Origin of the sequence: Streptomyces sp. DH37 (genome assembly GCF_029813835.1) — a bacterium.
Lineage (GTDB): Bacteria > Actinomycetota > Actinomycetes > Streptomycetales > Streptomycetaceae > Streptomyces.
On sequence record NZ_JARVKV010000040.1, the window covers coordinates 14976 to 35224 of the forward strand.

The 20249-nt window shown below is 70.9% G+C and carries 19 protein-coding genes and 1 pseudogene; 13 read left to right on the top strand and 7 right to left on the bottom strand.

Annotation, left to right across the window (positions count from 1 at the left end; genetic code table 11):
• The first annotated feature begins 80 nt into the window (after nt 1-80).
• From QC029_RS19610 to QC029_RS19635, 6 genes are all read left to right on the top strand, one after another.
• Nucleotides 81-566 carry a DUF1707 and DUF4190 domain-containing protein gene (locus QC029_RS19610; protein WP_279557055.1) on the top strand — a complete coding sequence of 162 codons (486 nt, stop codon included), beginning with the start codon at nt 81-83 and terminating at the stop codon, nt 564-566.
• Nucleotides 567-957: 391 nt separating this feature from the next.
• Nucleotides 958-1329 carry a 30S ribosomal protein S12 gene (gene rpsL / locus QC029_RS19615; protein ID WP_003948652.1) on the top strand — a complete coding sequence of 124 codons (372 nt, stop codon included), beginning with the start codon at nt 958-960 and terminating at the stop codon, nt 1327-1329.
• A 2-nt stretch (nt 1330-1331) separates the two neighbouring features.
• Nucleotides 1332-1802 (top strand): 30S ribosomal protein S7, encoded by a 471-nt coding sequence (gene rpsG / locus QC029_RS19620; protein WP_093660564.1) that lies wholly within the window; start codon nt 1332-1334, stop codon nt 1800-1802.
• Between the two features lie 39 nt (nt 1803-1841).
• A complete protein-coding gene (fusA, locus tag QC029_RS19625; protein WP_279557019.1) occupies nt 1842-3962 on the top strand; it encodes an elongation factor G in 2121 nt (706 codons plus the stop codon).
• A gap of 227 nt (nt 3963-4189) precedes the next feature.
• Complete coding sequence (tuf, locus tag QC029_RS19630; protein WP_279557020.1) at nt 4190-5383, top strand: elongation factor Tu; 1194 nt, start codon at nt 4190-4192, stop codon at nt 5381-5383.
• A gap of 329 nt (nt 5384-5712) precedes the next feature.
• On the top strand, nt 5713-6159 hold the full coding sequence (locus QC029_RS19635) for a hypothetical protein (protein WP_279557021.1): 447 nt from the start codon (nt 5713-5715) through the stop codon (nt 6157-6159).
• 265 nt (nt 6160-6424) lie between these two features.
• Here QC029_RS19635 and QC029_RS19640 read toward each other — a convergent pair whose 3' ends face one another.
• The 4 genes from QC029_RS19640 to QC029_RS19655 all read right to left on the bottom strand — a co-directional run bounded on the left by QC029_RS19640 (nt 6425) and on the right by QC029_RS19655 (nt 8649).
• Nucleotides 6425-7324, bottom strand: coding sequence for a helix-turn-helix domain-containing protein (locus QC029_RS19640; protein WP_279557022.1), 900 nt, complete (start codon nt 7322-7324; stop codon nt 6425-6427).
• 316 nt (nt 7325-7640) lie between these two features.
• A complete protein-coding gene (locus tag QC029_RS19645; protein WP_279557023.1) occupies nt 7641-7907 on the bottom strand; it encodes a type II toxin-antitoxin system RelE/ParE family toxin in 267 nt (88 codons plus the stop codon).
• Nucleotides 7904-8161, bottom strand: coding sequence for a type II toxin-antitoxin system Phd/YefM family antitoxin (locus QC029_RS19650; protein ID WP_279557024.1), 258 nt, complete (start codon nt 8159-8161; stop codon nt 7904-7906). Before QC029_RS19650 ends, QC029_RS19645 begins: the two co-directional genes overlap by 4 nt.
• Nucleotides 8162-8208: 47 nt before the next feature.
• Nucleotides 8209-8649, bottom strand: coding sequence for an anti-sigma regulatory factor (locus QC029_RS19655; RefSeq protein ID WP_279557025.1), 441 nt, complete (start codon nt 8647-8649; stop codon nt 8209-8211).
• Between the two features lie 276 nt (nt 8650-8925).
• Between QC029_RS19655 and QC029_RS19660 the strand changes: the two genes are divergently transcribed.
• From QC029_RS19660 to QC029_RS19670, 3 genes are all read left to right on the top strand, one after another.
• The gene (locus QC029_RS19660; protein WP_279557026.1) at nt 8926-9888 is read left to right on the top strand and encodes a PASTA domain-containing protein; all 963 of its coding nucleotides are present in this window, start codon (nt 8926-8928) and stop codon (nt 9886-9888) included.
• A gap of 353 nt (nt 9889-10241) precedes the next feature.
• Entirely contained in the window at nt 10242-11129 is an 888-nt protein-coding gene (locus QC029_RS19665) for a helix-turn-helix transcriptional regulator (RefSeq protein ID WP_279557027.1), read from the top strand.
• On the top strand, nt 11126-11332 hold the full coding sequence (locus QC029_RS19670; protein WP_279557028.1) for a DUF397 domain-containing protein: 207 nt from the start codon (nt 11126-11128) through the stop codon (nt 11330-11332). The genes QC029_RS19665 and QC029_RS19670 overlap by 4 nt, the downstream gene beginning before the upstream one ends.
• 258 nt (nt 11333-11590) lie before the next feature.
• Here QC029_RS19670 and QC029_RS19675 read toward each other — a convergent pair whose 3' ends face one another.
• Genes QC029_RS19675 through QC029_RS19685 form a run of 3 tightly spaced genes read right to left on the bottom strand, consistent with a single transcriptional unit; the run spans nt 11591 to nt 17525 of the window.
• The gene (locus tag QC029_RS19675) at nt 11591-12241 is read right to left on the bottom strand and encodes a DUF4291 domain-containing protein (protein ID WP_279557029.1); all 651 of its coding nucleotides are present in this window, start codon (nt 12239-12241) and stop codon (nt 11591-11593) included.
• A complete protein-coding gene (locus tag QC029_RS19680) occupies nt 12238-12792 on the bottom strand; it encodes a hypothetical protein (protein ID WP_279557030.1) in 555 nt (184 codons plus the stop codon). Before QC029_RS19680 ends, QC029_RS19675 begins: the two co-directional genes overlap by 4 nt.
• A gap of 11 nt (nt 12793-12803) precedes the next feature.
• A complete protein-coding gene (locus QC029_RS19685) occupies nt 12804-17525 on the bottom strand; it encodes a DUF6531 domain-containing protein (protein WP_279557031.1) in 4722 nt (1573 codons plus the stop codon).
• A 734-nt stretch (nt 17526-18259) separates the two neighbouring features.
• Between QC029_RS19685 and rpsJ the strand changes: the two genes are divergently transcribed.
• From rpsJ to rplW, 4 genes and pseudogenes are all read left to right on the top strand, one after another.
• Nucleotides 18260-18568: a 30S ribosomal protein S10 gene (gene rpsJ, locus QC029_RS19690; RefSeq protein WP_279557032.1), complete on the top strand. Its 309-nt coding sequence runs from the start codon at nt 18260-18262 to the stop codon at nt 18566-18568.
• 14 nt (nt 18569-18582) lie between these two features.
• Complete coding sequence (gene rplC, locus QC029_RS19695; protein WP_093851460.1) at nt 18583-19230, top strand: 50S ribosomal protein L3; 648 nt, start codon at nt 18583-18585, stop codon at nt 19228-19230.
• A gap of 8 nt (nt 19231-19238) precedes the next feature.
• The gene (gene rplD / locus QC029_RS19700; protein WP_279557033.1) at nt 19239-19889 is read left to right on the top strand and encodes a 50S ribosomal protein L4; all 651 of its coding nucleotides are present in this window, start codon (nt 19239-19241) and stop codon (nt 19887-19889) included.
• A gap of 20 nt (nt 19890-19909) precedes the next feature.
• Nucleotides 19910-20212: pseudogene (gene rplW, locus QC029_RS19705) on the top strand (50S ribosomal protein L23); the annotation flags it as partial.
• Nucleotides 20213-20249 lie beyond the last annotated feature (37 nt).

Below are 20249 nucleotides of genomic sequence, written 5' to 3' on the forward strand. Positions count from 1 at the left end.
GCCGGTACGGGTTGCCGGGACGGGCGGGCCCGGGGCCGCAGCCGCCGCAGATCGCGCACCAGGCGTCGCAGATGCCGATGATGCGGGCGTCCCACGCGGACCGCGAGCGCACCCTCGACGTGCTCAAGGCCGGCTACGCGGAGGGCCGCCTGGACCACGCCGAGTACGAGCAGCGGATGGGCCGCGCCCAGCGGGCGCAGACGTACGGGGAACTGCACGTCCTCATCGCCGATCTGCCGCAGGGGCCGATGGCGGTGCCCGCGCCCGCGCCGCAGCAGTACCCGCAGCCGTACCAGCCGATGGTGCCGCGCACCTTCCTGCCGCCCCCGCCCCCGACCAACAACTCCGCTGTCGCGGCCCTCGTCTGCGGCGTCCTCACGCCGCTCTACGGAGTCACCGCCATCCCCGCCGTGATCCTCGGGCACAAGGCGCGCGCGGAGATCCGCCGCACCGGGGAGAAGGGCGACGGGCTGGCCCTGGCGGGCCTGGTCCTGGGCTGGCTGGCGATCGGGTTCGTCGCGCTGGTCCTGCTGGTGGTGGCGGCGACCGCGGGGGCCACGGGCTGACGGAGCCCGGCCGGGGCGGGGCCGCCGGAGGCCGGGGACCCCGGGCGGAGCCGGCGGCGAAAGACCCCGGTCACCCGGCTGTCCGTCGCCCCGTCGGCCACGCGGACTTGTTTTGACCGGAGCCCATGCGGTAGGTACGCTCTGACCTTGTGCCTGGGGTGTCCCTGGGCTCCCGTGCGCGCATTCTCCCCCGGCCCCAGGGCAGGAAAATGCCCCCGCCCGGGGGCCGGAGACCGTTACGGTCCACGACACCGATTCTGTGTCCTGCCTGCCTCGTCAGGGAGTCCGCAGCTTCGACACACCCGACCGCGTGGGTCGGGTAAGTGGTCGGGAATCCGTGCGAACCCCAGGTTAGTTTTACCGAGACTGGCACACAGAAACCGGAGAAACGGTGCCTACGATCCAGCAGTTGGTCCGCAAGGGCCGACAGGACAAGGTCGAGAAGAACAAGACGCCCGCACTCGAGGGTTCGCCCCAGCGCCGCGGCGTCTGCACGCGCGTTTTCACCACCACCCCCAAGAAGCCGAACTCGGCCCTGCGTAAGGTCGCGCGTGTGCGTCTGACCAGCGGCATCGAGGTCACCGCTTACATTCCGGGTGAGGGTCACAACCTGCAGGAGCACTCCATCGTGCTCGTGCGCGGTGGCCGTGTGAAGGACCTGCCGGGTGTTCGCTACAAGATCATCCGCGGCTCCCTCGACACCCAGGGCGTCAAGAACCGCAAGCAGGCTCGCAGCCGCTACGGCGCCAAGAAGGAGAAGTAAGCATGCCTCGTAAGGGCCCCGCCCCGAAGCGGCCGGTCATCATCGACCCGGTCTACGGCTCTCCTCTGGTGACCTCCCTCATCAACAAGGTGCTGCTGCACGGCAAGCGCTCCACCGCCGAGCGCATCGTGTACGGCGCCATGGAGGGCCTGCGTGAGAAGACCGGCAACGACCCGGTCATCACGCTCAAGCGCGCGCTCGAGAACGTGAAGCCGACCCTCGAGGTCCGCTCCCGCCGAGTCGGTGGCGCCACCTACCAGGTCCCGGTCGAGGTCCGCCCCGGCCGTTCCTCCACTCTCGCGCTGCGTTGGATCGTGGGCTACGCCCGCGCGCGTCGTGAGAAGACGATGACCGAGCGTCTGATGAACGAGCTGCTCGACGCCTCCAACGGGCTCGGCGCCGCCGTGAAGAAGCGCGAGGACACCCACAAGATGGCCGAGTCCAACAAGGCCTTCGCGCACTACCGCTGGTAGTCGCTTACCCCATCGAGATCCGAGAGAAGACTGAGCCTTATGGCTACCACTTCACTTGACCTGGCCAGGGTCCGCAACATCGGGATCATGGCCCACATCGACGCGGGCAAGACGACCACCACCGAGCGGATTCTGTTCTACACCGGTGTGAGCTACAAGATCGGTGAGGTCCACGACGGCGCTGCCACCATGGACTGGATGGAGCAGGAGCAGGAGCGCGGCATCACCATCACGTCGGCCGCGACGACCTGCCACTGGCCGCTCGAGAACGTCGATCACACCATCAACATCATCGACACCCCGGGCCACGTCGACTTCACCGTCGAGGTGGAGCGCTCGCTGCGCGTGCTCGACGGTGCGGTGACGGTGTTCGACGGGGTGGCCGGCGTCGAGCCCCAGTCCGAGACCGTGTGGCGTCAGGCGGACCGCTACGGCGTTCCGCGCATCTGCTTCGTCAACAAGCTCGACCGCACGGGTGCCGACTTCTTCCGCTGCGTCGACATGATCGTCGGCCGCCTCGGCGCGCAGCCGCTGGTGATGCAGATCCCGATCGGCGCCGAGGCCGACTTCCAGGGCGTCGTGGACCTCGTCCGCATGAAGGCCCTGGTGTGGTCGGCGGAGGCCGCCAAGGGCGAGATGTACGACATCGTCGACATCCCGGCCGACCTGGTGGAGCAGGCCCAGGAGTGGCGCGCCAAGCTGCTCGAGGCCGTCGCGGAGAACGACGAGGAGCTGATGGAGCTGTACCTGGAGGGCGAGGAGCCCTCCGAGGAGCAGCTGTACACGGCGATCCGTCGCATCACCATCGAGTCCGGCAAGGGCGGCGGCACCACCGTCACCCCGGTGTTCTGCGGCACCGCGTTCAAGAACAAGGGCGTGCAGCCCCTGCTCGACGCGGTCGTGCGGTACCTGCCGTCGCCGGTCGACATCGAGGCGATCGAGGGGCAGGCCCCCTCGGACGCCGACGAGGTCATCAAGCGCAAGCCTTCCGACGAGGAGCCGCTGGCCGCTCTCGCGTTCAAGATCGCGAGCGACCCGCACCTCGGCAAGCTCACCTTCATCCGGGTCTACTCGGGCCGCCTGAACTCCGGCACCCAGGTGCTGAACTCGGTGAAGGGCAAGAAGGAGCGCATCGGCAAGATCTACCGGATGCACGCGAACAAGCGTGAGGAGATCGAGAGCGTGGGCGCCGGCGACATCGTCGCCGTCATGGGTCTGAAGCAGACCACCACGGGCGAGACCCTCTGCGACGCGTCCGCTCCGGTGATCCTGGAGTCCATGGACTTCCCGGCCCCGGTGATCGAGGTCGCCATCGAGCCGAAGTCCAAGGGCGACCAGGAGAAGCTGGGTGTCGCCATCCAGCGTCTGGCCGAGGAGGACCCGTCCTTCCAGGTCAAGACGAACGAGGAGACCGGGCAGACCATCATCGCGGGTATGGGCGAGCTGCACCTCGAAGTGCTGGTCGACCGGATGAAGCGCGAGTTCAAGGTCGAGGCGAACGTCGGTAAGCCGCAGGTGGCCTACCGCGAGACGCTGCGCAAGGCCGTCGACAAGGTCGACTACACGCACAAGAAGCAGACTGGTGGTTCCGGCCAGTTCGCGAAGGTGCAGATCGCGGTCGAGCCTCTCGAGGGCGACGGCTACGAGTTCGTCAACAAGGTCACCGGTGGCCGCATCCCCAAGGAGTACATCCCCTCCGTGGACGCGGGCTGCCAGGAGGCCATGGAGTTCGGCGTGCTGGCGGGCTACCCGCTCACCGGCGTGCGGGTGACGCTGCTGGACGGCGCCTACCACGACGTCGACTCCTCCGAGATGGCGTTCAAGATCGCCGGCTCCATGGTCTTCAAGGAGGCCGCCCGCAAGGCCAGCCCGGCCCTGCTGGAGCCGATGATGGCCGTCGAGGTCACCACGCCCGAGGACTACATGGGCGATGTGATCGGTGACATCAACTCCCGCCGTGGCCAGATCCAGGCCATGGAGGACCGCGCCGGCGCCAAGGTCGTCAAGGGCCTGGTTCCGCTGTCGGAGATGTTCGGTTACGTCGGTGACCTGCGCAGCAAGACCTCCGGTCGCGCGAGCTACTCGATGCAGTTCGACTCCTACGCCGAGGTTCCCAGGAACGTCGCCGAGGAGATCATCGCGAAGGCCAAGGGCGAGTAGCGCACGTTTCGCGGCGCTATCCACCCATTAGGCTGGAGCACAACAAGGCATTCGGGGTTTCCCGTCGCCGGACGCGAGTCGTCCGGCGACGGCGCCCCGGCGGCCCGCCCACCCATACGAAGCGGTCAAGGGCGTCCCCCTAGGGGTCCTGACCGGTTCGGCACGACCACCTGAACCCCTTCCGCAGAGCGCGGGGGAGTACAGCACCAGTCCACAGGAGGACCCCAGTGGCGAAGGCGAAGTTCGAGCGGACTAAGCCGCACGTCAACATCGGCACCATCGGTCACATCGACCACGGTAAGACCACTCTTACCGCGGCGATCACCAAGGTGCTGCACGACGCCTACCCCGACATCAACGAGGTCTCGGCGTTCGAGAACATCGACAAGGCTCCCGAGGAGCGCCAGCGCGGTATCACCATCTCCATCGCGCACGTCGAGTACCAGACGGAGTCCCGTCACTACGCCCACGTCGACTGCCCGGGTCACGCGGACTACATCAAGAACATGATCACCGGTGCCGCCCAGATGGACGGCGCCATCCTCGTGGTCGCCGCCACCGACGGCCCGATGCCGCAGACCAAGGAGCACGTGCTCCTGGCCCGCCAGGTCGGCGTTCCGTACATCGTCGTCGCCCTGAACAAGGCCGACATGGTGGACGACGAGGAGATCATGGAGCTCGTCGAGCTCGAGGTCCGTGAGCTGCTCTCCGAGTACGAGTTCCCGGGTGACGAGGTTCCGGTCGTCCGCGTCTCGGCGCTGAAGGCGCTCGAGGGCGACGAGCAGTGGGCCCAGTCCGTCCTCGACCTGATGAAGGCCGTGGACGAGTCGATCCCGGAGCCCGAGCGCGACGTCGAGAAGCCGTTCCTGATGCCGATCGAGGACGTCTTCACGATCACCGGTCGCGGTACGGTCGTCACCGGCCGTATCGAGCGCGGTGTCCTGAAGGTCAACGAGAACGTCGACATCATCGGCATCAAGACCGAGAAGACCTCGACCACCGTCACCGGTATCGAGATGTTCCGCAAGCTGCTCGACGAGGGCCAGGCCGGTGAGAACGTCGGTCTGCTGCTCCGCGGCATCAAGCGCGAGGACGTCGAGCGCGGCCAGGTCATCATCAAGCCGGGTTCGGTCACCCCGCACACCGAGTTCGAGGCCCAGGCCTACATCCTGTCGAAGGACGAGGGTGGCCGTCACACCCCGTTCTTCAACAACTACCGCCCGCAGTTCTACTTCCGTACCACGGACGTGACCGGCGTCGTGACCCTCCCCGAGGGCACCGAGATGGTCATGCCGGGCGACAACACCGAGATGAAGGTCGAGCTCATCCAGCCGGTCGCCATGGAGGAGGGCCTGAAGTTCGCCATCCGCGAGGGTGGCCGGACCGTGGGCGCCGGCCAGGTCACCAAGATCGTCAAGTGACCCGGTCCGCCTCCTAGGCACCACCTGACCTCGGTCAGCGAGAGGGCCCGTACGACTCCGGTCGTACGGGCCCTCTCCGTTCTCCGGCGCCTGCGGCGGCGCGGCTCCGCCCGCCGCCCGCACTCCGCGCGACTGCGCGGCCTTCCCCGGCGCGGCCGGCGGCTCCGTCCGCCCCTCCGGCTTCCTGACGCCGGGGAGCGGGTAAGGCGGTACGGCGGCCGGAGCCCGCTTCCAACCGCCCCGCGGCGGGCTGGCTAGGATCCGGGGACCGGTCCGGGCAGGACGCCCGGACCGGTCATCCGCTCTTCCGCTCGCGACAGGGGACACGCATGCGCAGGACGACCGCCGTACCGGCCGTGATCGTGACGGGGCTGCTGCTGACGGGCTGCGGCGGTGACGACGGGGGAGCCGGGGGGAAGTCCGTCCCGTCGGCCTCCGCGAGCGAGGCATCGGGCGGCGGAGGCCCGGACGGAGGCGGCGAGGCGGTGCGCCGGGTGACCCTTGAGGTCCGGGGCACCGGAAGGACGCAGATCGCCTACGTCGCGGACGGGAACAAGGCGGAGCAGGTCACGCTCCCGTGGAAGAAGACGGTCGAACTCTCCCTGACGAAGGCCGAGCAGGAGGCCGGCGTCCTGGTGTCGGTCGTGCCCGGCTCGGTCCCGGGCGACGACGGCATGCTCAAGCCCGCGTCCTGCACCATCACCGTCGACGGGAGGAAGGTCGACGACAACCGGGACGGCAAGGACGTCCTGGGCTGCAAGCACACGGTGAGGTGAGGACCCTGCCGGGTCTTCCGTGACTCGCTTCCGGCAGCGCACGGACAGCGGACCCGCGGAGGGCCGCTGCCGTCGGACGCCGTCGGCGTCCACGAGCCGAAGGGGGCCGTCGGCGGGGCGGGCGAGCCGGCGCAGGTGGCGGTGAGGGCCCGAGATGACGAACGGCTGGTCGTATCCCTGCTCGCGCCCGGCCACGGGGGGAGACGGCCTGATGGCCGCCTCTCCGCACAAGCACCTCCACCTTCGGGGCCGTACCTCGAAGCAGTCATGCCGCCAGGGACGACAGGGCCCCGGCCCCGGCCTCGCGGCAGTCGCGGCACAGGCCCGGGGCGGGGGCGCGGAAGGCGCGGTCGCAGCCGTCGCAGTTCCGCAGCGGGTCGGGACGCGGGGGCCGGGGCGCGGCCTGCGGGACGGCCGGGAGGTGTGGCGGCAGCAGTGCGGTGAGGCGGTGGGCGAGCAGGGCGGCCGGGTGGCGCAGCGGTTCGGCGGGCAGCCCGGCGGCCAGGGTGCGGCGTACGGCGTCGGGCGCGGCCCCGCGTTCCAGCCAGGCCGCTACGGCGGGGGCCAGGCGCGCCACGTCCCGCTCGGAGAGCAGCAGGCGGGGGTCGTCGCGTCGCAGCTCGGCCAGGATCGCGGTGGCGGCCCGCTCGCGTACGGGGTTGCCGGTGGTGCGGGGTTCGGGCAGCGGCGGTGGCGGTGACGGTGGTGACGGGGCGGGCGTCGGTGCCGGGGGAGCGGGAGCCGGTACGGGCTCGGGCGCGGCGGTACGGGACGGACGCGGCCTGGGGGCGGAGGGGCGGACGGCCGTGCGCGCCGCCGGGTTGTCGTAGGACACCGTGCGCGTGACGACCCGCCCGCTCGGCAGCCGCTCCCGGGTCCGCGACAGGTAGCCGTGCGCCTCCAGTTCGCGCAGCGCGGCGGCGATCCGCGTCTCGCCCTCGGGGAAGCGGGCGGCGAGCGTGCGGATGTCCACCCGCGCGCCGTCGGGCAGCGACTGGATGTGGACGGCCAGCCCGATCGCGGTCAGCGACAGCTCGCGGTGCTGGGCGAGGTGGTTGCCGACGACCGTGAAGCGCTCGGTGTGCCGGACGGTGACGTGGACGACGCCGCCGCGCGGAACGGCGGATGGGGCGCGCGAGGGCGCGCTAAGCTGCGGCTCAGCCATCTGGGAAGCCCTAACTTCCTCGGTGGTCAGGCCCTCGTCCGGGATTGCCGTCCCGGCCGGGGGCCGTCGCATGTCTGCGGTTGTGGCGGTGCTCGGTGGTGCTCTGTGGTGCTCGTCGCGGCGAGCCTATGCCGCACGACCGGCCCCCACGCCAGCCCGATCCCTCCGACTCACCCGTACGAGTGAGGGGAGGCCGGTTGGGTCGGGTGGGGTTCTCTTCCCGGTCCTTTGACGCTTCTGACGCCGTGTCCCACCGGCCTCCCACCCGCCGGGCCGTGCTTCGCCGCGAGCCGGTGGTCCCGCGGCCTTTCCCCGCTCAGACGGGCCGGTGGACCTCGTCGTGGCGGGCGATGTGGACGACGTGCACCAGGGCCGGGCGGTCGTGGACGGTGTAGACCACGCGGTGGTCGTCCGCGCGCAGCCGCCGTTCGCTCTCGTACGAGCCGGGCAGGGCGTCGGTGTCCGGCGCGTACGGGTCGGCGAGGAGGCCGGTGAGCCTGCCCAGGATGCGCAGGGCCCGTTCCCGGTCGAGCGCGCGGAGCCGGTCGCGGGCGGTGGCCGCGAGGCGGACGTCGTACGTCACCGGGCACGCTCCAGCGTCTCGCGCAGCACCTCGTCCAGGCCGTAGGTGCGCTCGTGGAGGGCATCCAGGACGGCGCGGCGGTCGGCGGCGTCCTCCAGGAGGCGGAGCCTGCGCAGGACGGAGACGGGCACGACGGCCGCGACCTCCTTGCCGTTGCGGGTGATCACGGTGTGCTCGCCGCGCAGCGCGCGGTCGATGAGGTCGCCGAGGCGGTTGCGCGCGGCGCGGGCGGGTTCGCTGGTCGTCCGGGTCATGTGGGGTGCGTCCATGGTGGTGCGCGGGGGCGGTCCGTGCGGCGGGGTCAGGGCAGGAGGGTGAGCTCGGCCCAGACCGTCTTGCGCGGCGGCGGCCAGGTCTCCACGCCCCAGCGGTCGGCCAGTGCCTCGACGAGCAGCAGCCCGCGTCCGCTCTCCGCCTCGACGGGCGCCGGCGGCCGGGGAACGGCCGGGCAGCGGTCGCCGCGCGCGTCGGACACCTCGATGCGCAGCGTGACGCCGTCGCCGTTCCCGGTGACGCGCAGGCCCAGCCGGAAGTCCCGGCCGGGCACGCGCCCGTGCAGGACGGCGTTGCCCGCCAGTTCGGCGGTGATCTGCGCCGCCGTCCCGGTGGGCAGGCCCCGTTCGGCCAGGTACGCGACGGTCAGGAGCCGGGCCAGCCGGGCGCCCCGGCGGGTGGGGGAGAGGAGCACGGCGAGCTCCTGGGCGGGGGCGGGGTTCTCGGTTCGGGTGATCTCGGGACTCACGTCACCCAGCGTGTCCGCTCGTATCCGCTCCGGCCAGCGGTGACGCTCGCGCAGGCCGCGCTTGTCCAGCCGGTGGCCCGACCGGTGCGGCCCGGTGCAGGAGCGGCATGTCATCCCGACGGCCGCCAGGGGAAGGACCGGTTTCGCCTACCGCCCACCCCGGGCGGCTCCGCCCGGCTAGCATCGCCGCACGAACGGCACTGCCAGGGGGGCGGGATGACGTTGCTTCACGCTGCGCGGAACATATCGCGGAGACAGCGAGCACATGATCGGTCGATGATCCGGAGTCTGCCGGGGAGAGGAAAGCGGGCGGGGGGCCGCGCCGCGATCCGCGGGAAGTTCATCGCCTTCGGCGTGTTCGGTGCTTTTCTGCTCGGAGCCTGCTCCGACGGCGACGCCGGGGCGGAGCCGAAGGAAACCGTCACCGTGACCGCCACGGCCACGGCCACCGTGACCGCCACGGCCACGGCCACCGTGACGGCGAAACCCGAGAGCATTTCCTCCCAGAAGGACGCGGCCCTGGAGGAAGCCAGGGAAGCCGCCGAGGCCGCCGGTTACACGGTCTCCGCCCACAACGCCAACGAGGGCGACGCCGAGCCCTCCGGGAACTGGAAGGTCTGTTTCGAGGACATCGGCTACGGCACCGTCGACTACGGAGCCGTCGAGGAAGGCGCCCTCTGCCCGAAGAAGGACGGCGGCCCGCTCACCTGGCCCCGGATCCCCGGCGTCACCGGAACGGTTTACGCCAAGGCCGTCAAGGCGCTGGTCAAGGCGGGCCTGGACGAAGAAAACGTCAGCGTCGAGTCGGTGTACAAGGACGTGTCCGTCTCCTCCGCCGATGTGGAGGGCGACGCGGACGGTTACACGGTCTGCTTCCAGTCGCCCTCGGCGGGCAAGGACGTCAAGCCCGGCACCGAGGCGGTGCTGACCCTGGTCGAGGGCGGCTCCTGCCCGTCGGGCAAGGGCACCTACCAGGACCGGAAGAACGACCCCGACTACACCCCGCCGCCTCCCCCGAGCGACAGCGGCTCCGGCGGCTCCGGCTCCACGGGAGGTTCGGGCGGTTCCGGCACAGCCCAGTGGAACGGCCAGTGCGAACTGACCTCCCCGGCGGGCAACTGCTACCAGGCCGGCCAGTTCTGCGCCAACAAGCACCTCGGTATGCAGACGCACAACTCCGCCGGCCGGATCATCTACTGCAAGCAGCGCGCCGACGGGCAGCGCTGGAACTACTCGTAAGGGCGCGGCCCGGTAGGGACGCCGACCGATGAGGCCCCTGTCCGAAGTGCTGGTGGACGCGACCACCGGCACGACGGGCAGGGGCCTCGTCGTCCTGTCGCGCCCGAGTCCGCCGGTCCTGCCCACGGCTCCGACGAAACGACTGTCTGAAGTGGAATTTCCTGTTCGAGGGATTTTCCGCCGAATGAGTGCGTTAGCGGGTCCCCGGTGTCTAATGTGACGCTCGGTGACGGCGCTTGAGCGGGGAGTGGTTGTGCGGGTGCGGGCCGGGACTGTGCGGCCTGTCCGGCGTGACGGCCCGAGTGCGGGCGCTGTTGGACACGGGCACGGTGAACACGGAGGGGCTGGTGCACATGGCTGTGGACAACGACGGCGCGGCACGCGGGAGCCACACCACGGACGGCGCGGACGGCACGTCCTGGGAAGAGGAGTGGGACGAGGAGTACGGGCCGGTGGTGAGGGCCGCCGGTCGGCAGATCAAGCTGTGGCGGGAGGCGGCCGGGCTGACGCAGGCCGAGCTGGGCGAGGCCATCGGCTACAGCCTGGGCATGGTCTCGGCGGTCGAGCGCGCCAAGCGCCTGCCGCACCCGGAGTTCCTGGAGAAGGCGGATCGGGTGCTCGGCGCGGGCGGCAAGCTCGCGGCGATGAAGAAGGACGTGCAGGAGGCCCGGTACCCGAAGAAGGTGCGGGACCTGGCCAAGCTGGAGGCCGAGGCCGTGGAGCTGGGCGCCTACGGCAGCCACAACATCCACGGCTTGTTGCAGACGGAGGAGTACGCGAGGGCGCTGTTCGACATGCGGAGGCCCGCTTACTCCAGGGATGATCTCGAACGACACGTAGCGGCTCGTCTGGCTCGGCAGGGGATCTTCGAGCGGACGCCCACCCCCACACTGACCTTTGTCTTGGACGAGGCGACGCTCCGACGTCCGCTCGGGGGCAGAATGGTGCTGCGCCACCAGCTCGAACACCTGTTGGTGATCGGCCAGTTGAGGCATGTCGAGATCCAGGTGATGCCGCTGGACCGTGAGGACCACGCAGGGATGGGAGGTCAGCTCCAGGTGTTGAAGCTCGGGGACGGCGCAGCGGTGGCGTACTCCGAGGCGCAGCTCATCACCCACCTGATCTCCGATCCCAAAGAGGTGCAGGTGCTTGAGCTGCGGTACGGCATCATCCGCGCCCAGGCTCTCAGCCCACGGGAGTCGTCGGCCTTCATCGAGAAACTGCTGGGAGAGATCACATGACGCTCAAGCCCTCCGCCGGAGACGGTTCCGCGCTGAACTGGGTCAAGAGCAGCTACAGCGGCAGCGACAACAACGACTGTGTCGAGGTCGCCGCCACCCCTGGCACCGTCCACGTCCGCGACTCCAAGGACGTACAGGGCCCGCAGCTCGCCTTCGCGCCGGGTGCGTGGGCCGACTTCCTGTCGCGCACGGCAGGTCGCTGACACCCGCCCGTGTCCCGCGCCCGGTCATTTGCCGGGCGCGGGACGCGCTGCCGCGCGGACGGTCGGAAAGCCTCTTGGAATGGACGAACAATCCGCCCTGGAATCCTTCGTCCTCCTCGGGTTCCGCCTTCTTCCACCGTTTGTGGCCGGCCAGGGGAAGCGGTCCGGTCGGACAACGAGCCGCCGTATGGCGGGATGCGCAGCCGGTCGTGCCCGGCTCGGTCCCGGACGGCGACGTCCAGGGGTCGGCGGAGGCGTTTACGTCCGGGGGGACTCCTGCTCCCGGACCCCTGCCGTTCCGCCGATGCGTTCGCGGATCCGCTCGGGCAGCGGGTACGGGACCTCCCTCGGGAGCCTGGACTCCGCCTCGTCGAGGCGACCGGCCGCGACGTGCCGGTGAACCGCCTGGGCGAGGTCGGTGACGTCCGAGATCCGGACGATCCAGTCCTCGACGTACCGTTCCACCGCCTCCCCCGAGAGGCCGACCTGAACGGCGCGCTGGGGCAGCGGCTGAAGGGTGACCGAACGCTCCGGGTCCCACTGGACCCGCACGGGGCTGGCCCTCAACTGCTCCTTCCAGGCGTCGGCGTCGGTGTGGACCTCCGGCGCGTAGTGGCTGAGGCTCGCGTGAGCGAGTGCCCACTCGAAACCCTCCCGCCTCATCTCGACGGCGAGGACCTTCTCCTGTCCCGGCTTGGTCGCCCAACCGGAGCGGTACATCATCCACAGGAACGACGGTTTGATCCAGGTCATCCGCTCACGCTTGAAAGGGGCCACGAAGGTGCCGGCGGCGAGCGCGGCGTCGGCTATCACCGGTGCGTACGCCTGGTACACCGTGATGGTCTCTTCCGTGAAGCACGCCCTCACCCGCCTCTCCGCCGCGGGGCGCGGCGTGTCCGCCGCCGTCACGCCGGTGTTCCCCCCGCCCAGGCGTCGGACCGTCGGACGACGGGTCCTTCGACGCGCAGGGCGCCCGCCGTATAAGCGGCCCAGCGCAGTTCCTGGCAGCCGAAGAAGGACTCCCCCCAGCTGTCGACCCAGATCCGCACGCGGGAGGGTCCGTCCTGGGTGAGGTCCCACCACTCCCACCCCCTGGAATCGTCATCGGGGTCGAAACGGTAGAGCCAGTTCTGGAGCGCCCACGGCCTGCTCTGCGTGTGGGTCTCGTACGCGGCACGGCCGCTCGTCGCGAAATCCGGAGCCGCTCCTCCGTCCGGTGAGCAGACCGCGACGAACCAGTCCGGTACACCGCCGACGGGGAGCTCGTCCTCCTCGAAGTCGGCGGTGGCCCCCAGCTCCACCGCGGCCGACAGGACCGAGCGCAGGCGCTCGGCGTACCGGGCCGGATCACCGGGGAGGTCCACCGTGAACTCGGAGAGGACGGACGGAGCCGATCCGGCGGCCGGGCGCCGCCGAAGACGTTCCCGCTCGGCCTCCAGACTTTCCCTGCTGTGCATCATTGCGCGAGAAATTACCCTTCCTGGATGACGCGACCCGAGCCGGGGATGACGGCGCCTCTGAACTGATCGAGTAGTTTGTCGGGGATTCCATAGAGATCCGGCCCTTTGGTGGGGTCTGAGATCTCGGGGTACTCCTTGAGCAACTGCTTCCATTCCTGCCGGGTGAAAGCGGAGCCGTCCGGGTGGTCGTCCTTGTTCTGCGGCAGAGCGGCTGCTCTGATGGCGTCGCGGTACTCCCGGGGGACGTCGAACGCGACGATCTGCCCGCCGTCGCCGCGGAACTCGGTGGTGTGCTTGATGTCGCCGCTCATGTTCACATAGAGCTTTCCGTGGCCCGTGATCGTCACCTCGCCGTTCTTCCCGATGTGCACGCGCCGGCTCAGCGGGTGGTCGGTCTGCTTGCGGTAGACGGTCACGGCGCCCTCGCCGCCGCACTCGGGCGCCAGGCCGAGGGGGTCGGTCCAGGTGTGGGGGTTGTGGACGTAGGCGACCGGGTTGGGGGCGGGGGCCAGGCCGAGGGGGTCGGGGGTGGCGTAGCGGCCGGTGTCGGGGTCGTAGTGGCGGAAGTGGTTGTAGTGCAGGCCGGTCTCGGGGTCGGCGTACTGGCCGGGGAAGCGCAGCGGGGTGTACGCGGTGGCGTCGCGGTTCCAGGTGGTGGTGCCCCACAGGGTGGTGCGGGTGTGCCAGGCGATGGCGCCGGTCTCGTCGACGAGTTCGGTGGGGGTGCCGACCAGATCGGTGACGATGGCGAAGAAGCGGCGGTCCACCTCGGCCCGGTCGTCGGGATCGAGGAGGCGTTCGGTCTGGGCCAGGGGGCGGTGGCCGTCGTGGTCCCAGGTCAGGACGGTGTGGGTGGCGCGGTTGGTCTCCTCCGCCAGCCGGGTGCCGTCCCAGGTGAACAGGATCTCCTCGGCGACCTCGCCGCCCGGCGTCAGGCGCTGCTTGGCGGTGCGGCGGCCCAGCGGGTCGTAGCGGTAGCGCCAGCGGGTGCCGTCGGGAGTGGTGCAGGAGACCAGCCGGTCCTCGGCGTCCCACTCGTAGCGCCAGGTCTCCGGCTTCTTCGACAGGCGGGTCCGCCGGCGCAGGACGGTGCGGCCGGCGGCGTCGTACGCGTAGCGGACGCGTCCGGCCCGGGTGAGGCGGGTGCCGTCGTAGATGCGCTCGCCCCGGGCCTCCGTGTGCGGGGCGGTGTCGGGCCAGTGGGCGGAGGTCTGGTTGCCCGCCGCGTCGTAGGCGTAGGTCTCGGACCAGTCCTCGGCGGTGACGGTCAGGGGGCGGCCGACCGGGTCGAGGCCGAAGTGCCGGGTGGCGCCGGTGAGCTGGTCGGTGACCGAGGTGAGGTGGCCGTCGGGCCGGTAGGCGTAGCCGCGCGAGCGCAGGGTGCGCCCGGCGGCGGCCAGGGTCTGCTCGGTGGGGCGGCCCAGGGCGTCGAAGACGGTGGCCAGGGTGACGGGCCGGTCGGCGGCGCCGAAGGAGCGCTCCAACTCGTGGCCGAGCGCGTCGTGGGTGAAGGCGAGGGTGTGGCCGGAGGCGGTCAGGGAGGTGCGGTTGCCCGCCGCGTCGTAGGTCAGCTCGGTGACCGCGCCGCTGGGCGTGGTGCGGGAGGTGCGGCGGCCCAGGACGTCGTAGGTGTAGCGGGTGGTGCGGCCGTCGACCGTCTCGGCCAGGACCCGGCCCAGGACGTCGCGCTCCACGGTGAGCACGGAGTCGGGCGAGGCCGCCCGTACGGGACGGCCGGCGGCGTCGTAGGCGTACTCGGTGCGGAGGCCGTCGGCGTCCTTGGCCGTCATGCGGTTCAGGACGTCGTGCTCGTAGCGGATCTCGTGGCCGGCCGGAGTGGTGCGGGAGGTCAGCCGGCCCGCCGCGTCGTGGCCGTAGGCGACGGTGCGGCCGTCGAAGTCGGTCTCGGAGAGCAGCCGGCCGAGCCGGTCGTATGCGTAGTCCCAGGTCAGCCCCTGGGGACCGGTGACCTGGGTGAGGCGCAGCTCGGTGTCGTAGGCGAACGCGTAGCGCACCCCGTCCGGGCCGGTGCGGGCGGCGAGCCGGTCGAAGTGGGTGTACTCGAAGCGGGTCGTGCCGCCGTTCGGATCGGTGTGGGAGGTGCAGTTGCCCTCACCGTCCCAGGCCCACGACTCGGTGCTCCCGTCCGGCAGGACGCGGCGGGCCGGACGCCCTTCCACCGTCCACTCCAGGCGGGTGACCGCGCCCAGGGGATCGGTGACGGTGGCGGGACGGCCGAAGGCGTCGCGCTCGATCACGGAGGTGTGCCCGTCCGGGTCGGTCACCTCCAGCGGCAGGCCGGCGGCGTCGTTCGCCAACCGCTGGACGGCGCCCGCGGGGTTGGTGACGGCCGCCACCGCTCCGTGGGCGTCGTGCGTGTAGGCGGTGGTCCCTCCGTCCGGCGCGGTGATCGAGGTGCGGTTGCCGTGCCCGTCGTAGGTCTGGCGCCAGACGCTGCCGTCGGGGCCCGTGATCTCGACGGGGAGGTTGAGGCCGTTGTAGACGGCCGCGGCGGTGCCGCCGTCGGGCAGCGTGATCCCGGTGAGGTTGCCCGCCTCGTCGTACGTCCAGCTCGTGGTGCGGCCCAGGGGATCGGTGAGGGACAGGAGGTTGTCCCGGCCGTCCCAGGTCTGGTGGGTGGTGTGGCCGTGGGCGTCGGTCCGCGCGACGACCTGGCGCAGTCCGTTCGTTCTCAGGACGGTGGTGGCGCCGGTGGAGTCGGTGTAGCGGGTGACCCGGTTCCCCGCCTCGTCCGCGGTGTACTCGAAGGTGGAGGAGAGGAAGCCGTCGGGGCCGATCGTGCGCACCACGCGCCCGGCGTCGTCGTAGACGTAGCGGAACGCGGAGTCGTTGCGGTCGGTCCAGGAGGTGATGCGGGCCGCGTCGTCGTAGGCGAAGCGCAGGGCCTGCCCGGAGGAGTCGACCACCGCGTCCAGGTTCCCGGCGGCGTCATGGCCGTAGGACACGACCGTCACCGGCCCGTCCGGGGTGCGCAGGGCCAGACCCGTCACCCGCACCGGGCCGTCCCCGTCCAGGCGGGTGGACGTGACCGACACCTGGTAGCCGCCGGAGTGGACCACCGCCTCCGGTGCGCCTCCGCTGCCGCGGACGATCTCCACGCGGTTGCCGTTGCGGTCCTCGACCGCGGCCAGGTGGCACAGCGCCGGGGCGTCGAAGACGCTCCCCGGCAGCTCGGCCTCGGCGAAACACCTGGTCCACCCGGTGCGCGGGTCGGTGACCGAGAAGGAGAAGCCCGGCTCGTCCACCGCGCGCACCAGCGGCAGCCGCGGCCCCTCCACCGGCCACTCCGGCTCCCCGCCGGCCTCCGGCACCCGCGGATACGTCAGCAGCGAGCCGTCCTCGCGGGCCCAGACCACCGTGCCGTCGCCGTCGACGTGCAGCCGCTCGTCCAGGGTGGAGGCCCAGGAACGGCCGAACCACTGGCCCCAGCGGTAGTTCGACAGGTGGACGCGCCGCAGGACCAGCGGCAGCACGCCCGGCAGCTCCAGATCGGTCTGGGCCAGGGTCATCTCGCCGGTGGCGACGTCGACGGGATCGTTCAGGCGGGTCTTCTTCTCCAGCGGGATGCCGTTGGTCCGCGGGTCCGACTTCACGGTGCGCAACGAGTCGGGCTTCAGGTGCGGAGCGGAGGGGGCGCCGCCGGTGGGCGGGCCGCCGCCGCCCGGGCCGCCGCCCCTGCGCCCGTCGGGGCCGTCGGGGGTCCTGATGCCGTCGAAGGAGTCCTTGGTACGGCGGTCGTTGGCCTGGTGGGACGCGGAGATGTTGCGCACGCCCTTGGGGAGCGCGCCGCCGAGGTGGTCGCCGAGCTGCCTGGTGGCCTTCTCCAGGGCGTTCATGCCCCGGTCGGCCACCTCGTTGACCAGGTCGGCGAGTTCGTCCTTGCCGCGGGTGCGGCCCTGGTGCCCGCGCGCGTTGCCCAGCTTGCCGGAGGTGCGGCCCTTCATCGAGAGGCTGACGCCGTTGAGCCTGGTCGCGGCGCGGTCGTGCTCGTCGTCGTCGATGTCGAGGGTGCCGATCAGCCCGCCCAGGTTCGGCAGACCCGGCCCGGGGCCGTCGGCGGAGGCCAGGTTCAGGCCCTCCTTGAGCCCCTCCTCGCCGGCGTCGCCCACCGCGCCCATGTCGACGCCGTCCTGCACGCCGAGCCCGTTCGCGGCGAGCTGCACCACCAGCTCGGCGGCCATGCCCTCCAGCGCCGCCACCGCCGGCTCGGACATCGCGGCGACGATCTCCTCCACCGCCAGGTCCGCGGCCTCCTTCAGGGCCCGCTTCACCGCGATCCGGCACGCCTGGATCGCGCCCGCGCTCAGCAGCGTCGACAGACCGGCGGTGAAGGGGGCCGCCGCCAGGCCGATGCCGATCGAGGCGGCCAGCGCGATCAGCTCGCCGACCGCCACCGCCTTGCGCCCCGCGATCAGGTCGGCCGCCGCGTCCAGCGCGCCCGCGAAGACCCGCGCCGCCTCCGCGAGGTCCTTCAGGTGCTTGCCCTTGACCTTGTCCCAGTAGCCCGACAGGGCGTCCAGGGCCTCGCTCTGCCCGTTGGCGAGCAGCCGCTCGACGCCCTTGTGCGCGGTCTGGGCGTCGTCGTCGACGTCGTCGGCGAAGCTCCGCAGCTCGGTCGCCATGTCGCGGTAGTCGTCCTCGTCGACGTTGGGCCAGCCCACGCCGATGATGTCGAGCATCGCGTCCGCGCCCTCGGGCAGCACGTACCCCATGTCCAACTCCCCCCGCCGCGACGTGAGTTCCCCTGGTGGCCGCTCGGGGCATTGTGCCGTGGAGGGGTGACACGGCGCCTCCGGATACGTCCGGGAGGGCCCCGGGGCCGGAGCCTTCCGGCCACTCGGGGCCCGGGCCGGCCGTGCGGCGCTCCGGCGCTCCGGCGGTCGGGACGGTCAGGGGAGATGACGGCGGGGGGAGGGGGTCGCTCCTCCCTGCGGCCGGCGGGCGACCGGTGACCCGTGACCGCCGGCCGCGGCGGGCGGCGGGCCGCCTTCGCGGGGCGGCCGGATCATGGGATCATGGGCTCTGTATACAGAGGACAGGGGAGACGTCGATCCGGCAGGATTCGGCGGTGCCCCCGCGGGGTACCGTCCTAGGTCCCGATTGGCGTCGGTACCGACCCATGTGGCAGACTGTCCGGGTTGCTCGGTTGAGTGCCGATGCTGCGCGCCTCCCGCCGGGAGGACCGGAAGCGAGTCCCAACGTATTCGTCGCCCCTCGTCAGGGGCGGAAGTACGGGAATCTTCCGGGAAGCGTGGGCGGGGTACCAGCCAGGCGCCCGGTGGGTTCACTCCCGGCCGCGGTCCTGTCGTACCGCATCCCCCGCAAGGGACGTCCTCCCAGGGATATCCGTGTCAGCGAGGATGCGACACGCCCGACCGCGTGGGTCGGAGAGGGCACGGCCTGCCGGGTCCCAGAGCGTAACGAGAGACAGGACTACGAAGTAGCCATGGCGGGACAGAAGATCCGCATCCGGCTCAAGGCCTACGACCACGAGGTCATCGACACCTCGGCGAAGAAGATCGTCGAGACGGTGACCCGCACTGGTGCGTCGGTCGCGGGCCCGGTGCCGCTGCCCACAGAGAAGAACGTGTACGTCGTCATCAGGTCGCCGCACAAGTACAAGGACTCGCGCGAGCACTTCGAGATGCGTACCCACAAGCGCCTGATCGACATCCTCGACCCGACGCCCAAGACCGTTGACTCGCTGATGCGCCTGGACCTGCCGGCCGGCGTCGACATCGAGATCAAGCTCTGAGAGGCCCGGTAGAGATGACCACCAAGCAGATCAAGGGTGTCCTGGGCGAGAAGCTCGGCATGACCCAGGTCTGGGACGAGAACAACCGTGTCGTCCCCGTCACCGTCGTCAAGGCCGGCCCCTGCATCGTCACCCAGGTGCGTACCGCAGACAAGGACGGCTACGAGGCCGTCCAGATCGCCTTCGGCGAGATCGACCCGCGCAAGGTGAACAAGCCCCTCAAGGGCCACTTCGCCAAGGCGGATGTGACCCCGCGCCGCCACCTGGTGGAGCTGCGTACCGCCGACGCCGGCGAGTACACGCTCGGCCAGGAGGTCACCGCCGAGGTGTTCGAGTCCGGTGTGAAGGTCGACGTCACCGGCAAGAGCAAGGGCAAGGGCACCGCCGGTGTCATGAAGCGCCACGGCTTCGCCGGTCTCGGCGCCGGCCACGGCACGCAGCGCAAGCACCGCTCGCCCGGCTCCATCGGTGGCTGCGCCACCCCGGGCCGCGTGTTCAAGGGCCTGCGCATGGCCGGCCGCATGGGCAACGAGCGGGTCACCACCCAGAACCTGACCGTCCACGCCGTTGACGCGGAGAAGGGCCTGCTGCTCATCAAGGGCGCGGTTCCCGGTCCGAACGGCGGCCTCGTCCTGGTCCGTACCGCGGCCAAGGGGGCCTGAGGTAACCGATGAGCACCATTGACATCCTTTCGCCGGCAGGCGACAAGGCCGGGACCGTCGAGCTCCCCGAGGAGATCTTCGACGCGCAGGTCAGCGTTCCGCTGATCCACCAGGTCGTCGTCGCGCAGCTGGCCGCTGCCCGCCAGGGCACGCACAAGACCAAGACCCGCGGCGAGGTCCGTGGCGGTGGCAAGAAGCCGTACCGCCAGAAGGGCACCGGCCGCGCCCGCCAGGGTTCGACCCGCGCCCCGCAGTTCGCCGGCGGTGGCGTCGTGCACGGTCCCGTGCCGCGTGACTACTCGCAGCGGACCCCGAAGAAGATGAAGGCCGCCGCCCTGCGCGGTGCCCTCTCCGACCGGGCCCGCCACAACCGCGTCCACGTCGTCACCGGCGTGGTCGAGGGCGAGATCTCCACCAAGGCCGCCAAGACCCTGTTCGGCAAGATCAGCGAGCGCAAGAACGTGCTCCTGGTCGCCGAGCGGACCGACGAGGCCGCGTGGCTGTCCGCCCGCAACCTGCCCCAGGTCCACATCCTGGAGCCGGGCCAGCTGAACACCTACGACGTGCTCGTCTCCGACGACGTGGTCTTCACCCAGGCCGCCTTCGAGAGCTTCGTGGCCGGCCGCAAGGCCGTCGAGCGCGAAGGGAGCGACGCCTGATGACCGAGGCCACCGTCACCAGCAAGACCTTCTCCGACCCCCGCGACATCCTCGTGAAGCCGGTGGTGTCCGAGAAGAGCTACGCGCTGCTGGACGAGAACAAGTACACGTTCGTCGTCGACCCGCGTGCCAACAAGACCCAGATCAAGCAGGCCGTCGAGGCGGTCTTCTCGGTCAAGGTCACCGGGGTCAACACGATCAACCGCCAGGGCAAGCGCAAGCGCACCCGCACCGGTTACGGCAAGCGCGCCAACACCAAGCGCGCCATCGTGACCCTCGCCGAGGGCGACCGTATCGACATCTTCGGCGGTCCGGTCTCCTAACGGAGGTCGCACCGTCCGATATCGGACGAGGACTGAG

Coding starts and splice junctions, on each gene's coding strand:
- rplD (WP_279557033.1), top strand. CDS start 19,239: ATGAGCACCATTGACATCCTTTCGCCGGCAGGCGACAAGGCCGGGACC.
- rpsJ (WP_279557032.1), top strand. CDS start 18,260: ATGGCGGGACAGAAGATCCGCATCCGGCTCAAGGCCTACGACCACGAG.
- QC029_RS19680 (WP_279557030.1), bottom strand. CDS start 12,792: ATGATGCACAGCAGGGAAAGTCTGGAGGCCGAGCGGGAACGTCTTCGG.
- QC029_RS19635 (WP_279557021.1), top strand. CDS start 5,713: ATGCGCAGGACGACCGCCGTACCGGCCGTGATCGTGACGGGGCTGCTG.
- QC029_RS19665 (WP_279557027.1), top strand. CDS start 10,242: ATGGCTGTGGACAACGACGGCGCGGCACGCGGGAGCCACACCACGGAC.
- fusA (WP_279557019.1), top strand. CDS start 1,842: ATGGCTACCACTTCACTTGACCTGGCCAGGGTCCGCAACATCGGGATC.
- QC029_RS19670 (WP_279557028.1), top strand. CDS start 11,126: ATGACGCTCAAGCCCTCCGCCGGAGACGGTTCCGCGCTGAACTGGGTC.
- QC029_RS19650 (WP_279557024.1), bottom strand. CDS start 8,161: ATGACCCGGACGACCAGCGAACCCGCCCGCGCCGCGCGCAACCGCCTC.
- QC029_RS19640 (WP_279557022.1), bottom strand. CDS start 7,324: ATGGCTGAGCCGCAGCTTAGCGCGCCCTCGCGCGCCCCATCCGCCGTT.
- QC029_RS19685 (WP_279557031.1), bottom strand. CDS start 17,525: ATGGGGTACGTGCTGCCCGAGGGCGCGGACGCGATGCTCGACATCATC.
- QC029_RS19660 (WP_279557026.1), top strand. CDS start 8,926: ATGATCCGGAGTCTGCCGGGGAGAGGAAAGCGGGCGGGGGGCCGCGCC.
- rplC (WP_093851460.1), top strand. CDS start 18,583: ATGACCACCAAGCAGATCAAGGGTGTCCTGGGCGAGAAGCTCGGCATG.
- rpsG (WP_093660564.1), top strand. CDS start 1,332: ATGCCTCGTAAGGGCCCCGCCCCGAAGCGGCCGGTCATCATCGACCCG.
- QC029_RS19610 (WP_279557055.1), top strand. CDS start 81: ATGCGGGCGTCCCACGCGGACCGCGAGCGCACCCTCGACGTGCTCAAG.